This window comes from Lentilactobacillus kosonis, assembly GCF_003864335.1.
Taxonomy (GTDB): domain Bacteria; phylum Bacillota; class Bacilli; order Lactobacillales; family Lactobacillaceae; genus Lentilactobacillus; species Lentilactobacillus kosonis.
Map to the genome: position 1 here is coordinate 82989 of NZ_BEXA01000004.1, position 13996 is coordinate 96984.

At 37.5% G+C, this 13996-nt stretch carries 12 protein-coding genes, 1 other RNA gene and 3 pseudogenes; 5 read left to right on the forward strand and 11 right to left on the reverse strand.

Annotated features, from left to right (window positions below; all coding sequences use genetic code 11):
- Positions 1-15: 15 nt before the first annotated feature.
- A complete protein-coding gene (locus NBRC111893_RS07955) occupies positions 16-789 on the forward strand; it encodes a Cof-type HAD-IIB family hydrolase (RefSeq protein ID WP_191984840.1) in 774 nt (257 codons plus the stop codon).
- A 129-nt stretch (positions 790-918) separates the two neighbouring features.
- On the opposite strand, the gene cobT is transcribed toward NBRC111893_RS07955, so the two are convergent.
- Positions 919-1956, reverse strand: coding sequence for a nicotinate-nucleotide--dimethylbenzimidazole phosphoribosyltransferase (gene cobT / locus NBRC111893_RS07960; RefSeq protein WP_225417689.1), 1038 nt, complete (start codon positions 1954-1956; stop codon positions 919-921).
- 354 nt (positions 1957-2310) lie between these two features.
- A complete protein-coding gene (locus NBRC111893_RS07965; protein ID WP_225417691.1) occupies positions 2311-2901 on the reverse strand; it encodes a class I SAM-dependent methyltransferase in 591 nt (196 codons plus the stop codon).
- Between the two features lie 244 nt (positions 2902-3145).
- Between NBRC111893_RS07965 and NBRC111893_RS07970 the strand changes: the two genes are divergently transcribed.
- Positions 3146-4354, forward strand: a complete 1209-nt coding sequence (locus tag NBRC111893_RS07970; RefSeq protein ID WP_125008637.1) for a hypothetical protein — start codon at positions 3146-3148, stop codon at positions 4352-4354.
- 58 nt (positions 4355-4412) lie between these two features.
- Here NBRC111893_RS07970 and NBRC111893_RS07975 read toward each other — a convergent pair.
- From NBRC111893_RS07975 to NBRC111893_RS07995, 5 genes and pseudogenes are all read right to left on the reverse strand, one after another.
- Positions 4413-5282: pseudogene (locus NBRC111893_RS07975) on the reverse strand (SDR family oxidoreductase).
- Between the two features lie 90 nt (positions 5283-5372).
- Positions 5373-5702, reverse strand: a complete 330-nt coding sequence (locus tag NBRC111893_RS07980) for a hypothetical protein (RefSeq protein WP_125008638.1) — start codon at positions 5700-5702, stop codon at positions 5373-5375.
- Between the two features lie 244 nt (positions 5703-5946).
- Positions 5947-6314, reverse strand: a transfer-messenger RNA (tmRNA) gene (gene ssrA / locus NBRC111893_RS07985).
- A 92-nt stretch (positions 6315-6406) separates the two neighbouring features.
- Positions 6407-6775, reverse strand: coding sequence for a type II toxin-antitoxin system PemK/MazF family toxin (locus tag NBRC111893_RS07990; protein WP_125008639.1), 369 nt, complete (start codon positions 6773-6775; stop codon positions 6407-6409).
- Between the two features lie 39 nt (positions 6776-6814).
- Complete coding sequence (locus tag NBRC111893_RS07995) at positions 6815-7078, reverse strand: AbrB/MazE/SpoVT family DNA-binding domain-containing protein (RefSeq protein ID WP_125008640.1); 264 nt, start codon at positions 7076-7078, stop codon at positions 6815-6817.
- A gap of 151 nt (positions 7079-7229) precedes the next feature.
- Here NBRC111893_RS07995 and NBRC111893_RS08000 point away from each other — a divergent pair, with 151 nt between their 5' ends.
- Positions 7230-7991 carry an ion transporter gene (locus NBRC111893_RS08000; protein ID WP_225417693.1) on the forward strand — a complete coding sequence of 254 codons (762 nt, stop codon included), beginning with the start codon at positions 7230-7232 and terminating at the stop codon, positions 7989-7991.
- 54 nt (positions 7992-8045) lie between these two features.
- Here the strand turns inward: NBRC111893_RS08000 and rsgA are convergent, their stop codons facing one another.
- Together rsgA and NBRC111893_RS08010 are read right to left on the reverse strand one after the other, a co-directional pair.
- On the reverse strand, positions 8046-9068 hold the full coding sequence (gene rsgA / locus NBRC111893_RS08005; RefSeq protein WP_125008641.1) for a ribosome small subunit-dependent GTPase A: 1023 nt from the start codon (positions 9066-9068) through the stop codon (positions 8046-8048).
- A 203-nt stretch (positions 9069-9271) separates the two neighbouring features.
- Positions 9272-10658, reverse strand: a pseudogene (locus NBRC111893_RS08010) (FAD-dependent oxidoreductase).
- Positions 10659-10935: 277 nt separating this feature from the next.
- Between NBRC111893_RS08010 and NBRC111893_RS08015 the strand changes: the two are divergent.
- Positions 10936-12110, forward strand: a pseudogene (locus tag NBRC111893_RS08015) (DNA/RNA non-specific endonuclease).
- A gap of 45 nt (positions 12111-12155) precedes the next feature.
- Here NBRC111893_RS08015 and NBRC111893_RS08020 read toward each other — a convergent pair.
- On the reverse strand, positions 12156-12551 hold the full coding sequence (locus NBRC111893_RS08020; RefSeq protein WP_160114465.1) for an iron-sulfur cluster biosynthesis family protein: 396 nt from the start codon (positions 12549-12551) through the stop codon (positions 12156-12158).
- A 194-nt stretch (positions 12552-12745) separates the two neighbouring features.
- On the opposite strand from NBRC111893_RS08020, the gene NBRC111893_RS08025 reads away from it, so the two are divergent.
- Positions 12746-13246: a GNAT family N-acetyltransferase gene (locus NBRC111893_RS08025; protein WP_125008643.1), complete on the forward strand. Its 501-nt coding sequence runs from the start codon at positions 12746-12748 to the stop codon at positions 13244-13246.
- Between the two features lie 29 nt (positions 13247-13275).
- Here the strand turns inward: NBRC111893_RS08025 and NBRC111893_RS08030 are convergent, their stop codons facing one another.
- Positions 13276-13752, reverse strand: a complete 477-nt coding sequence (locus NBRC111893_RS08030) for a L,D-transpeptidase (protein WP_125008672.1) — start codon at positions 13750-13752, stop codon at positions 13276-13278.
- Between the last annotated feature and the right edge of the window lie 244 nt (positions 13753-13996).

Consider the following 13996-nt stretch of genomic DNA (forward strand, 5'->3'; position numbering starts at 1 on the left):
AAGGTGGTAAATTTCATGTATAAAGCAATCACGTTTTTTGACCTTGATCACACCCTATTAAATGAACAAACTAAAGTTGACGATGAAGTAGCTGCCGCAATGAAGCAACTGCGGGAAAATAATGTTCTTCCAGTTATTTCAAGCGGTCGAAACATCTTCGAAATCACTGAAATTATGAAAAAAACTGGAATTGATACCGTTGTCGGTGCTAATGGTAGTTATGTTCAATTTGAAGGTAAGCCCGTCTATAAATCACTTGTCCCTAATGAACTGATTACAAGCCTCATGGAATTTGGTAAGCCATTTGAAGATTCAGTGACCGTTTATAATGACAAGGATTACCGTATCAGCTTTGTTAACGAAACCGTTAAAAATAATTATGCTTCAATCAACACGCCAGTCCCACCAGTTGGAGTAGATGATTTTATAAAGGATAACGAGGTCGTAATGATGGTTATCAATACCGTAGGCCATGATCAAGATTATATCGATAAGTTCGCTGGCAAACTGACATTTTATAGAAACACTCCTTACAGCATGGACGTTGTGATGGATGGCGGTTCGAAAATGCGGGGAATTCAAGAGCTACAAAAGAATACTGGCCTAGAAGGGATCCCTACCTATGCATTTGGTGATGGCAATAATGATGTTCCCATGCTCGAATACGTGGACCACCCCGTAGTAATGGGCAATGGTCTTCCCCATGTAAAAGAGCTCGCTGAATTTATTACCACCAATAATACTGATCACGGCATTGTGAATGGTTTAAAACACTTTGATTTAATTTAGTCGTTTTTCTAAAATCAATCAAATATTAGCATACTCATTTAATTCATAAATCCAAATATTTGTCTTCATAAAAAGGTCACTAACACGTTAAGTTAGTGGCCTTAATTTTTACAAAATTATTATTCAGTTCTAGGGTTGATAACCAAATTGCATTTCGTTTTGCGTATTCATCTGAGTTAATACGTTTTCAATGGCGTCAATTAACGGCAGTACCAACAAAGCTCCGGTCCCTTCACCCACCGCTAAATGTAAGTCTAGCAATGGTTCAATGTTCAGATAGTCTATTGCCAATGCCGTTCCATTTTCCATTGATGCATGTGATGTAATTACATACTGATTAATTTTAGGCGTCAGTAATTCGGCCAATGATAACGCCGCATACGAAATAAAGCCATCTAAGATAACCGGCACTCCCATTTCAGCGGCACCAATCATTGCCCCAATCTTAGCCCCAATTTCATAACCGCCGACTGTTTGTAAAATTGTCATTGCATCATCATTCGCCGGATGCCATCGTTTAAGAGCCTGGGCGACCACTTTAATTTTATGCTGGCGCCGAACTTCTGTTATATTGGATCCATAACCGACAATTTCGGCTGGTTTAATATCATAACGAGCCGCGAGAATCGCAGCGGCAGCGGTCGTGTTGGCAATTCCTAGCTCCCCCAACAAGATTATTCGATTACCTGATTCAATCACTTGATGTGCAACTTCACGCCCAATTTTAATTGATCGTTCTGCCTCATCTCGAGTCATTGCTGGTTCTTGGACCATATTCCTGGTTCCCCAACGAATCTTTTGAGCAATAATTCGTGGATCATCAAGCTCTGCATGAACTCCGACATCAATCACTTTCATGTCACAATGCACACTATTAGCGATAGCCGCGGCGGCAGTGTGACCATTAAGTAAATTGATCGATTGAATTGCAGTAACTTTTTGTGGGGTAGCCGAAACTCCTTCTTCAGCCACTCCGTGATCAGCGGCAAACACTAAACAACACCGCTGATCAACTGATAATTCAGGGCTATTTTGAATACCGGCAATCTTAACGGCTAGTTCTTCCAGCCGACCTAAACCTGCAATTGGTTTTGCTAAATTATCAAGTTTCTCTTGCATCTCTGTTTGTGCAATTAACGAAATTGGTTTTAATGAATAATCAGCCAAATGATCTCCTCCTAGAATAAAGGTGCTTACAACAATTAGTTTATCACTGCGCCATTGCACTAATTATCCGAGTTATTAACAATATTTAATGCTGATTTAACTAATTATGACATCTTTGATGACTTAAGTTATGAAATTTTAAATAACGATATGCTTGGCCGCAAGTTCGATTCCCACCGAGTTAATTTAATAATATACAAACAAATATTAAATTAATAAAAAGACGTCTATTCAAGACGTCTTTTTCGTTATAGTTAACCTATTTTGTACCTACTAGTATTTTCGTACTAAGAGCTGCATACATCCCATTGAAACCACCATGCTGAGTTGACAGTTCACGTATACCGAGTTGCCTCAACCTATTTCGGTATTCACCAACGTGCTCGATATCCAAATTATTATTTTTCCATCTGGCTTTAGTACTCGATATGCTTCGTCAATCGCTTGTAATCTGCTGGCCTTAGGCTTCACGTTATGAATTGATAAACTAGCTACAACGTAATCAAATTGATTTTCTTTAAAAGCCAGCTTAGTCATGTCTCCTGTCACCAATTCACTAACTGTACTAACTCCTGCCTGCTCTATATTTCGCTGCGTTTCTACTGCAGAATTTCCTAACTGATCGCCTTGATTCCAAATATCTAGGCCAATCACCTTACCAGGTTCTTTCAACCGCTTTGCAATTTCAATCAGAAACGCACCATGACCTGTACCCAAATCCAAGACTTGCGCGTTGCTATTAAGATTTAATCCAGTAACTATTCGTTTTATAAGCTTGTATTTGCCAAAAAGTGAAGTGTGTAAGTACACAACTCCAAATAATAAAAATACAATCGGAACAATACACCTAGTCCAATTTTCTGAGATAATCCCCATAATTAACCCAATTATACCAATCAATAAAAACATCACTGGTACTAACGGAGCATCAACGCCCTTTTTCATACAATATCTCCTATTCACTTATGACTCATATCGTTCAATAATACATGATTTATACAAATTACTACAAGTTTACTTTTACAATAATGATATAAATTAGCTATTACTAGCTTGAGCTAAGAAAAAATCTTTACGAATCCAATGCTACCTGAAATATACATCAATCATTAAGAACCTATTTAATTATGGTAATTTACTTGGCAACATACCCTTAAATATATGAAAATAATTTAGGGAGATGAATTTTATGAATAACAAAATTACAGAAACCTTATCTATCGGTTTATTAGGATTAGGCATTGGCTTTACAGTTAACCATCATAATGCTTATGCATCATCTTATCGCTGGGTCAAAACCAAGCAATATAAAAACGTTCCTTTTCATTCCAAAACCACTAATTCGGCTTATATGTGGAATTGGAATCACACTAAACGGATACACAATCTGAAAAACTATCCTAAAACCACTTGGTATCTATCACAAAGTATCAAAATGGCTAAAGGACGCCAAACTGGCGTTTATTATCAGGTTACCAGTGGTAATGGTCACACTTCTGGTTATGTCTGGCGTGGATACTTAACCAATGGCATCAACCCTAATCATGAGCCGATCAGCCAACCTCTTCAAAACAATCTGACTAATCAAACTACTGCTCAAAATAATAACTACACTAAGCAAATTTTAAGTCACTTAACCGGATTAATTGTTGATCCGGCATTATCAAAGGCAGCTAATGCAATCATTACTGGTACTAATGAAGGTAAAGATAATGACACCACCTACTATGAATCAATTAATTATTTATCAGAGAGCGACCAAACTAACCTAGTTACAGTCTATGGTGGCGCCGCTGACAAATGGAATGGTCAGGAACCCTACGAGACATTTATTAACCAGTCATTCAGTAAAGCCAAATTTTCGCCAACTAATTATGCCGGCTGGCGAGTTGGCGTCGCAGCAGCGAATAGTGGCATTAATTACGAAGGCGCCTCACATAACAAAGGTGAATTCATAATTTTGCTATTACCACCAACCGGATCGCGGCTTACTGACGCCCAACTGGATAGCGCATTGCCTTTCTTATATAACCTTTTTCCTGAAACAATAAAAGATACTCGCCTCGAAAACATGGCAAATATTTTAGCTAATGCCGATGACGAAGAACCTGATGATGTTCAGGCCACCTATGAGGATGCAACCAAATTCTTAACTACAACTGAACGATCATCCATGAAAGAATTTTATGGCTCAATTAGTCCTAATGAGTTGAATAGAGTAAACTCAACGGCGAGTTATGTTGAATTAATTAAGCAGTCAATTATCAAACAAGACCCTAATTTTGCGAATAAATACCGCGGATATTCGATTGGAATCGGCTTAACCAAATTCGGGATTACCTATTTTGGCGATAATCCTGGTAGTTACAGAATTTACTTATTACCATCAGTCAAATAGAATATCAAACTATAAAAGGCCGTAGAAATTAAGATTACTTCTACGGACTTTTCAATTACTAATCATTTACAAATGAGTTACGGTAATCTCTAATATATTCACGAACGGTTCTTGGCGACCGCTTTAAGACGTTTTCAACTGTATCAGTCACTTGTTTGGAATTTCCCATTTGAGTAATCAAATACAGCATCACCATCACATTCACAAAATCCTTTGGCAACTCACGTTTAAGCATAGTTCTTCTGAATTTCCATAAGCTTGGTTTACTGTATGTGATCTTCGTTCCTAAAATGTCTGTCATATCATTAGCAATTTCGTCATATGTCAACGCTACTGGACCCGTAATATCTAATTTTTGTCCCAAATATTGCGAATCGGTCAAACTGATTGCTGCCACTTCGCCAATATCTCGAGTATCAATAAAACTGGTCTTAGCATGCCCTGCTGGAATAAACAAGTCATGATTATCCCGAATATCATCTAGATGTGTCGTATCCAAATTTGCATAAAAAAACTGGGCCGAATAAATGTGTAAGGAATTTCTAGTTCAGTAATCATTTTTTCAATTTTATGATGGGGAGTAACTGGATTCTTATCCACCCCAATCATTGATATAAACACAATTTGGGAAATATTTTGTTGCTTAGCATATTTTAAAAATGGTAATGTGTCTTCTTTCGGTTTGGCTAACTGTGGTGGCCTGATAAAGAACACCCTGTTAACTCCTTCAAATGCTTTGGGAAAAGTTTTGGGATTCAAAAAATCAAAATGAAACTAGCTTAACATTTTTAAAATCAGTAAACTTAGATTGTGATTTAGCAACATCTCTTACACCAGCAATCAGTTCAATGTCCTCGCGGTTAGCTAACATTTCAATTAATGGGTAACCAATATTCCCGGTACCGCCAATGATCAGAATTCGTTCCATATTTGTGTCTCCGCTCTATAGATTAATTATTTTGACTAATTTTTATTAATAACCTCATAGAAATGAACCGTAAACTTACAAATAAATTTGTTAAAGTTCTCTACTTTCCTTGCGAAACTGAACAGGATTGCCATTAGACGGCCACAATTGACCAACGAACCCCCGGTACTCTTGGGTGAACTTATAATAATTTTCAAGCTCATTTAGCACATTTTCTAAGTGCTCAAGTTTATACTCGTCAATCGTATAAACTGGATTAACAATCATGCTGCCGTTCTTAGGCTGGCGCGAGAAAAAGATAGTATATTGTTTATTCTGTTTACTATCAATAATTTGTAGTTTGTAATGATCACCACGAATATTTTTAAATAGTGGCTTAATTTTATCAGCAATTATCCTAGCTTCATGTGCTGGAATCATACAAAACTTCCCTTTTTATTTTTATTTGTAATGCAGATCAAACAGTGCAATTAAATTATTCATCAGGTTTCGTTTTAGCACTTAATAATTGTATGTGAAATGTTGATAAGTTAGTTTTTATCCAATTGTATTTAGTAACAATTATAAAACTAATTTATCGGCAAGTGATTACTTCTAATAGCCCGCTTAATAAAATAATTCAAAATAAAAAGCCGATAGCAATAAGCTATCGGCTTTTCTGTATATATGGAGTCGGCGGGAGTCGAACCCGCGTCCGAGCATATCGTGACCTAGATATCTACGCTCATAGATCTACTATTTAAAATTCGCCACTGAAAACGCCGCAAATCAAGGCACCCATCAATGACTAACCTGATTAATCTCTTCTATCTACTTCAGGTGGGAGCGAATAGCGTGAGTCCACTAAATTTAGGACCCAGATCTAACCCGTGGACGAGGTTAGGAGGATCTACGTTAAGCGCTTATTAGGCAGCTAAAGCGTAAGAATTGTTATTATTTTTTGCAGTTATAATTTAACTGGACGGTTTAGCGTGACGCCGCACGAAGCGCAATCCAGGCTCGACCTATACCCGTCGAATCCTTAACGACCCCGAAAATACTGCACTAATACTTTACCATATTAATGTATTTTAGGAAAGAACAACGTCTTTATGAATCATGATTTCTAGTTAAATTACCTTAATTTAATATGTTTCAGAAATTAGTTCCAAAACATGTGCCAAAATATCAGCGGGTGCTTGTTCAATTAATTCAATATTCCTATTTTCTGGATCAATTGCTCGTTCTTGGTCAGTTAAAATATATCCCTTAGTTTTAGTATCCTTCAAAGGAATATTTAACGGGAAACTCGCTTGGCGCTCTGATGAAGAAATGGCCACAATTTTGACCATTTTTGTGTACTTATAATATTCGGCATTAGAAACTATCAAAACTGGACGGCGTCCATGCTGCTCGTGACCTAGAGTTGGATTCAAATCTGACCAACAAATTGACCCCTGTTTAATTTCATCCCATCCCTGAGCATGATGTACTTCTTTACTGGATTCAGTCATGTAAAATCCCCCGTTCAAAATAATTTAAGTAGTGAAAGATTACAATTCTTCACGACCAATGGCATCGCCTAAATCAATCTCACGACTTTCCTGGTCATTAAAATATTCTTCAACGTCAAATCCATCAAAACGTTTCTCAAGTGGTGAGCGATGATCAGCTTTTCGAATCACAATCTCATTATTTCGAACATCGATTTCAATTTCTTCGCCCACAGGATCATCCAAACCAATCTGCTGTAACAAATCTTTTGGCAATCTGACCCCTTGAGAGTTTCCCCAACGATCAACTGTTTTCTTAATCATCTCTGCCCCTCCAATCGTTAAATACCACTTAACACCAAAAGTATACACCAAGTATATCCAGCGAACAATTAACTTGTCTCAAATTCATAATTCAATAGTATAGTAATTATATAGCATCATTAATCATTTCTACCTTGGAGGTAACAATGCAATGAATTTTCGACCAGATCGTCGGTTATCACAGATGTTTGAAACAACCAGTTATAATATTTTCATTGCCATCATGGCAGTAATATCAATTGCATTAACTATAACTGAAGTTTTCTGCCCACCAATTGATCATAATCTCCCCTTTTTAATCGTGAATGATTCGATTTTGATGCTTTTTACCTTAGATTATTTCATTCGCCTAGCTATTGCTCCCAAGAAATGGTATTTCTTCAAAAATAATATTTTTGATTTAATCGCCATTATCCCATTCAACACAGCATTCTCACTATTTAGATTTGCTCGACTATTCCGAATTGCTCGTTTCTTAAGACTAGTTAAGTTGATCAGAATTGTTGGTTTTTCTGGGAGATTCTCGAAGTCCCTTCGCAAAATTCTCAGCACCAATGGATTCGGCTATGTTCTCTTAACTTCCGGAACCCTGATTGGTGTTTCAACATTAATTTATTCATATTCCGAGAACTCTAGTATTGGTAGATCATTATGGTGGGCAATTACAACGACCACCACGGTTGGGTATGGTGATGTTAGTCCGCAGACCACCCTGGGTAGAATTACCGCGGTAGTGTTAATGATAACCGGTATTGGATTGATTGGTTCATTGACAAGTACGGTTACCACCTTCTTCTTTGAAGATCATAACGATAAACAAAATGAAGAAATCGCTGACTTGAAAAAGCAAAACGAACAAATTTTACATAAATTGGATGAATTACAAACGGCATTAAAGGAATATAAATCATAGCCATTCAACCAACAAAAAAAGCCGCCTCATTTAAGAGGCGGCTTTACTTTTGAATTACTTTTTAACTGAATTTTTAACTTGATTTTTAAAGCCTTTCATCCCGCCGACTGACTTAAACATCCGGTCGGTCTTAGCTTGCTCAATTTGGCGGCTAGACAATCCAGAGTATTGCATTTCATGCTGCAACTTCTGATAACTTGCCAATCGTTCAGCAGATAATCGGCCTGATTCAACGGCAGCTTTAACTGCACAACCAGGTTCTGCTTCATGCTGGCAATCATTAAACTTACATTGAGTTGCTAACTCAACAATATCAGCAAACGTCTGTTCAGTAGCCGACTGGCTCACACCAACAATCCCAACCGTCCGAATGCCTGGAGTATCAATCAGGCGAGCACCACTACCTAATAAGTGCATTTTACTACTAGTAGTCGTGTGCCGTCCCTTACCGTCATCTTCTCGAATCTTATTAGTCTTTTCAACATTCTGATTCATCAATTTATTGATAAGAGTTGATTTCCCAACGCCTGATGAACCAACGAACGCTACGTTGACACCACGAACAAGGTATTCATCAAATTTAGTTAACGAACTTATTTCATTCATGCTAGTAGCAATTATTGGAATTCCATATGCATTAACTTCAATTTGGGATTGATAGTTCTCAAGTTGAGTATTACTAATTAAATCAGTTTTAGTTAAAACGATTACCGGATTTGCGCCACTATCCCAAACCAATGTGGTGTACCGATCAAGCCTTGCTAAATTAAAATCCTGATTTACTGACATGGTAATGAATACATAATCTAAGTTGGCAGCCATCACTTGTTCTCGATCCTTCGAGCCATTGCTTTGACGTCTAAGAACACTATGTCTTGGTAAAATATCGGTAATTAGAACAAAGTCATTTTGCAATTCACCAATTACTTCATCGCCAACTACTGGACGCTTACCTTCATTAATCAACTGGCCAGTCAATTTGGCCATTAATTCATTATTTTGATTGTCAATTGCCTTATAGTTATCTTGAGCTTGTAAACTTACTTGATATTTATTTTCGTTATTTTTTAATCGCATTGTGATCCTCCTAAATTTTTAATTGGGAGGCTGCCTACTAGCCTCTAAGCTAGCACAATGCCCTTAATATTTAGTTTATTCATACAAATCTCCTTTAATTAATCTATGTTCATTGTAACAAATTAATCCTGATTGATGCCACCAATTACATTAGCCACAAAAAAAGCACCTCGATAAAATCGAGGTGCTTTCATTATCAATAATTAGAATTTAGATTCACCTAGTGCGTGTTGAGCAGCCAAGTTCATCAAACTCCATTGACGGTCAAATCCAGGTTGGAAGAAGAAGTCAGCCTCAGCGAGGTCTTCTACCTTCATTTCATTTTGAATAGCTAAGGCTAAAACGTTACCTTCAGCTGTAATATCATAAGTGGACATCACCCCACCACCTAATAGACGATGCGTTTGTGGATCAAATAATAGCTTGACATAAACTTTGGGGTTATCCTTGCCTTCAGGAACATAGTTTGGACGCAATGTATCTTCATAGAAGCTACCAGCAACTGTAACACCATTACGTTTTGCAGAAGCTTCGTTCAAACCACTAGTAGCAAAGTGATAATCAAAGACACTAAGAGCACTTGAACCAACCAGGCCCTTAAATGGCATAGAAGGTTGTTTTTCAAACAAGTGTTGAGTTACATAGCGCGCTTGGCGACGAGCAACTGTGGCTAAAGCAATTGGCATTTTAGCTTGGGCGGCAATTGAATAAGTCAAAGTAGCATCCCCAACTGCATATACATCTGGCAAGTTAGTTTGTAAGTATTCATTCGTTTCAATAAATCCACGATCAGTCAATTTAACAGTATCCTTTAACCAATCAGTGTTAGGTTTAACCCCAGCAGCTTGGATGACGAAATCAGCATCGAAAGTACCCTTATCAGTTGTCACACTCTTAACGGCGCCATCACCATCAAATGACTTGATAGTTGCCCCCATGACAACGTTAATACCTTGGTCTTCCAAATGCTTATTCAAAATATCAGTCATTTCTGAATCAAGATAAGCACCTAATGGACGGTCAAGCATATCAATCAAAGTAACATTTTTACCTGCTTTATTGCTAGCTTCAGCGGCTTCAATTCCAATGTAACCAGCACCAATTACGGTAATATTTTTAACGCTGTCATCTTCTAACTTACCTTTAATGGTCGTTGCCCAGTCGTATCCACGCATTAACGCAACGTTTCAAGATCAGTTCCTGGAACAGGCAAATTATTAGGAACCACCCCTGAACTTAAAATTAATTTGTCGTAATCGTAATCAGCAACTTCACCACTAACGGCGTCCTTAACTGTAACGGTTTTTTATCAGCGTCAATCTTGGTAACTTCGTGATTATTTAAAACATGAACTCCTTGATCAGTAAATTGCTTAGGCTCAAAGTTTCGAACATCATTAACATCGGTAACGCTATTTTCTAAGTAAAGTTCCATCCCACAAGACATGAATGAAACAAAATCCCCTGCTTCAAACATGGTAATATCGAGATTATCATAACGGTGAAGTAATTCTAAGATTGCCTGATGACCACCGTGTGAAGCACCTACTACAACAACTTTAGTTTTGGCATATAAAACTCCTCCTAATATCAATATAAATGGTGAAACTGATTCATTAACAACTTCTATATTAGAATGATTCTAAATAAGAGTCAAGATAACCCATGACTTTTAATCAAAAATCCCAGATTATCCCCCCAATTACTATTATATTGTTTCGTTACGAATAATCCCGAAATATTATCTAAAAATTTCTTTGTGATTAATCAGCCTCGGCTTACAATGGAATATGGCTGTTCATACTTAAATTACCATATTTGAAGTAGCGCCCGACAACAAACAATAATTGGAGGACAATGATTTGTACATATATTTTAATAAGCACCACAAACTCGTTAAACTTACCACGCTATTAGTAACCCTTCTAACGGCTGGCAGCATCTTAACCGCTTGTAGCTTAGACGATAATTCTGCTAACAGCAGTGATTCGACACCAGTTACACAAACCAGTTCTAGCAAACACGGTAACAACACAGCTGGGACTCAACAATCGGTTACTAAGGCTCATCAGCCAGGCAACACTACTAGTAGTCCCAAAATCAATGCTCAACGAAAAGATATTTTATCAAAACTAGTTTCCTACACTAACAGCGAATCGGCTGGCCCAAACGGAAATTATTACTGGCTTAATGGCAAAGCTAGATTAACTGGTTTTAGCCATCTGGGAACTGGTAACTACCGCTTTACTAGTGATGTTCAAGGACGATCGGCAACTGCCAGAGCCATATTAACTTACTCAGAATATCAATCATCAAAAGGATCTCGGCAAGGAAGTCCACTGGATCCTCCAGCTTGGCCAACTCCTAATCCCAAGGTGGCCATCACTTATCAGTTAACTGGTAGAACTTATCATGGTTACTTATATAATCGCAGTCACTCTATTGCTGATAGTTTATTGGGAAGTAAATCCTACACTTCTAAATATAACTTTACGACTGGAACTCGGCCTCAAAATACTGGTGCCAACCAAAATGGTGGGATGCGATACGCCGAAGAAACAGCAGAAAATTACTGGAAGAGTCATCCCCAAACCAGTACTTCCATTGATTATGAAACCACACCCTTATATGTAGGAAATGAAACCGTTCCGCGTGGTTCTATTGTTGATATCAAATCCTCTGATAATACCATTAATACAGAGGTCGTAGTCATCAATTCAGTTGAGGGAATCAAAGTCAATTACAAAACGGGTAGCAGTAATGCCACTCCGGATTTAAATCACATACCAGCAGCAGTAGCTGCTACCCCAAAGCCAAGTCACCAACCAACTAAAGCAAGTTCAAAAACTAGTACCCATAGTTCATCAATTACCAAAGCGGTCAATGGTCAGTAGCAGCAACCAACATGGTATTTATGTCTGATTCAAATAAATTCTATAGCCGTGTGACCAATCCAGCTAATTACCAATACCTAAGCATCACCCAAGCGCAAACTGCTGGCGGTCAACGAGCAACTCGTGGAAATCAATACGCTCAACCTTAATAAAAAAGCTTGCTTCTAATCGGAAGCAAGCTTTTTTATTTATAATTAGCAAATCATTTGACTCATTTTAATCATTTCTTGCTTACTTAATGGTTGTTGTTCATCAGCAATTGAGAAGCGGACCGCACTATCTAGCATTCCGCTATCGTCTTTAAGGATAAATTGGCTACCTTTGAAATCCAAAGTTAAGCCATTCCCCCAGAAAGTTAATTCTTCCTTAGAACTAAAGAAGATAAAATCAGTATTGCTCTCTAACATATTACTGAAATCATCATCTGTCTCGGAAGCAGCAACAATCTGGAAACTATCTCCAATTGCGCAACTTCCGCCAAGGTTCGAATACTTGTTAGAACCGTCATCCAAAATCAAATTAAGAATTGGATATCCAGCAGCTCTTTCTGATAATACTTTAGCGGCAGCGTCTTTTACAAATAACTTCATAAAAAATGATCCCCTTTCTCTTTCATCCATTACCCAATGAGTTGTGTACAATTCATTGTGCACAATCTAGTTTACAACAACCCATTTTAGAATGCAAACTCTTGCGGTATCATTGTCATCGAGTTCAATTAGTTGCATCTTAGCTAATAACACGGTTAAATGAATGCAAATATAAAAGAAATGGGTTGATTATAATGACTGAAAACACTAAGTCGACATTAACATTTACCGACATTAATGAGGTTCGCCCATTGATCGTTGATTTGTTCGAATCGCTATGGGGATCCGACGAAATGATTCTTTCTTCCGGAACCTATAACATTAATAATCTTAATGGTTTGGTTGCTCATGAAGGCGACGACATCGTCGGAATTGTAACTTATGAAATTAAATCAAATTTAGTAGAGATTGTTTCATTAAATAGTTTCAGTGATGAAACTGGAATTGGAACTAGCCTATTAGAACAAGTTAAACAAATTGCTAAAGATCATAATTTAAATGCTATTCACATTATCACTACCAATGATAACGTTCAGGCTCAACAACTTTATGAATATCTCGGCTTTTCAGCTATCGATGTCATCGAAGGAGCAGTTGATGAAGCTCGAAAAATCAAGCCTGATATTCCACTCATTGCCGATAACGCCTTAGAAATTCATGATGAAATACTGTATGAACTAAAATTAACTAAATAAAAAAGCTAACTTCAAATTGAAGTTACTTTTTATTTAATAACGATTTTAGTGCCATAAGGAATAGTTTGATACATCCACTTGGCATCCGCAACTGATAGACGAATGCAACCATGAGAATGTGGCTTCTTACCAAGAAATTTAGCTTCAGATGGTATGTAATTACCATTTCGATCTACTGGTACTGAATGGAATAAGTAAACGCCATGGTCTTTCCATGACACCCAGTAGTTAGCTCCTTCTTTTGAAAAAGGATTGTAGAACGACAAGCCACGTTCGCGTTGAATGTGATATGTCCCCTTAGGGGTTGGTGATGACTTGGTTCCGGTTGAACAGTACATCGTGTACATCACCTTGTTATTACCGTGAATATACACCTTCTGGTTCTTGGTACTAACATAAACCCATGGATTACTCATCTTCGACCACTTAGGATAAGCGATCTTTTGAGATGGTTGCATCCAAGTTGGAGCCGTGGTTTGGGTAGCAGCTGCTTTAACCTCGTTCATCCCAGAGTAGCTAATGAATGCCAGTGAACTGAGCGATAATAGCGCCAATTTAATAATATTTCTTTTCAAAGTCTTCTCCTCCTACCCATTCAATTTTACAGCGTCTACCAATGAAATCAACCTGTTAAATATTTATCATTTACAATGTCGATTTTCATCATTATTGAAAACGTTTACAATATTATCTTGTCTGGAAGCGCTCAAAATTGTACACTTGAATTGAGCGTAATCTCACAAACACTAT

Excerpts from the sequence above, each read along its gene's own strand:
- NBRC111893_RS07955 (WP_191984840.1), top strand. The coding sequence starts at position 16 with ATGTATAAAGCAATCACGTTTTTTGACCTTGATCACACCCTATTAAAT.
- NBRC111893_RS07965 (WP_225417691.1), bottom strand. The coding sequence starts at position 2,901 with ATGAAAAAGGGCGTTGATGCTCCGTTAGTACCAGTGATGTTTTTATTG.
- NBRC111893_RS07970 (WP_125008637.1), top strand. The coding sequence starts at position 3,146 with ATGAATAACAAAATTACAGAAACCTTATCTATCGGTTTATTAGGATTA.
- NBRC111893_RS07980 (WP_125008638.1), bottom strand. The coding sequence starts at position 5,702 with ATGATTCCAGCACATGAAGCTAGGATAATTGCTGATAAAATTAAGCCA.
- NBRC111893_RS07990 (WP_125008639.1), bottom strand. The coding sequence starts at position 6,775 with ATGACTGAATCCAGTAAAGAAGTACATCATGCTCAGGGATGGGATGAA.
- NBRC111893_RS07995 (WP_125008640.1), bottom strand. The coding sequence starts at position 7,078 with ATGATTAAGAAAACAGTTGATCGTTGGGGAAACTCTCAAGGGGTCAGA.
- NBRC111893_RS08000 (WP_225417693.1), top strand. The coding sequence starts at position 7,230 with ATGAATTTTCGACCAGATCGTCGGTTATCACAGATGTTTGAAACAACC.
- rsgA (WP_125008641.1), bottom strand. The coding sequence starts at position 9,068 with ATGCGATTAAAAAATAACGAAAATAAATATCAAGTAAGTTTACAAGCT.
- NBRC111893_RS08020 (WP_160114465.1), bottom strand. The coding sequence starts at position 12,551 with ATGAAGTTATTTGTAAAAGACGCTGCCGCTAAAGTATTATCAGAAAGA.
- NBRC111893_RS08025 (WP_125008643.1), top strand. The coding sequence starts at position 12,746 with ATGACTGAAAACACTAAGTCGACATTAACATTTACCGACATTAATGAG.
- NBRC111893_RS08030 (WP_125008672.1), bottom strand. The coding sequence starts at position 13,752 with ATGAACGAGGTTAAAGCAGCTGCTACCCAAACCACGGCTCCAACTTGG.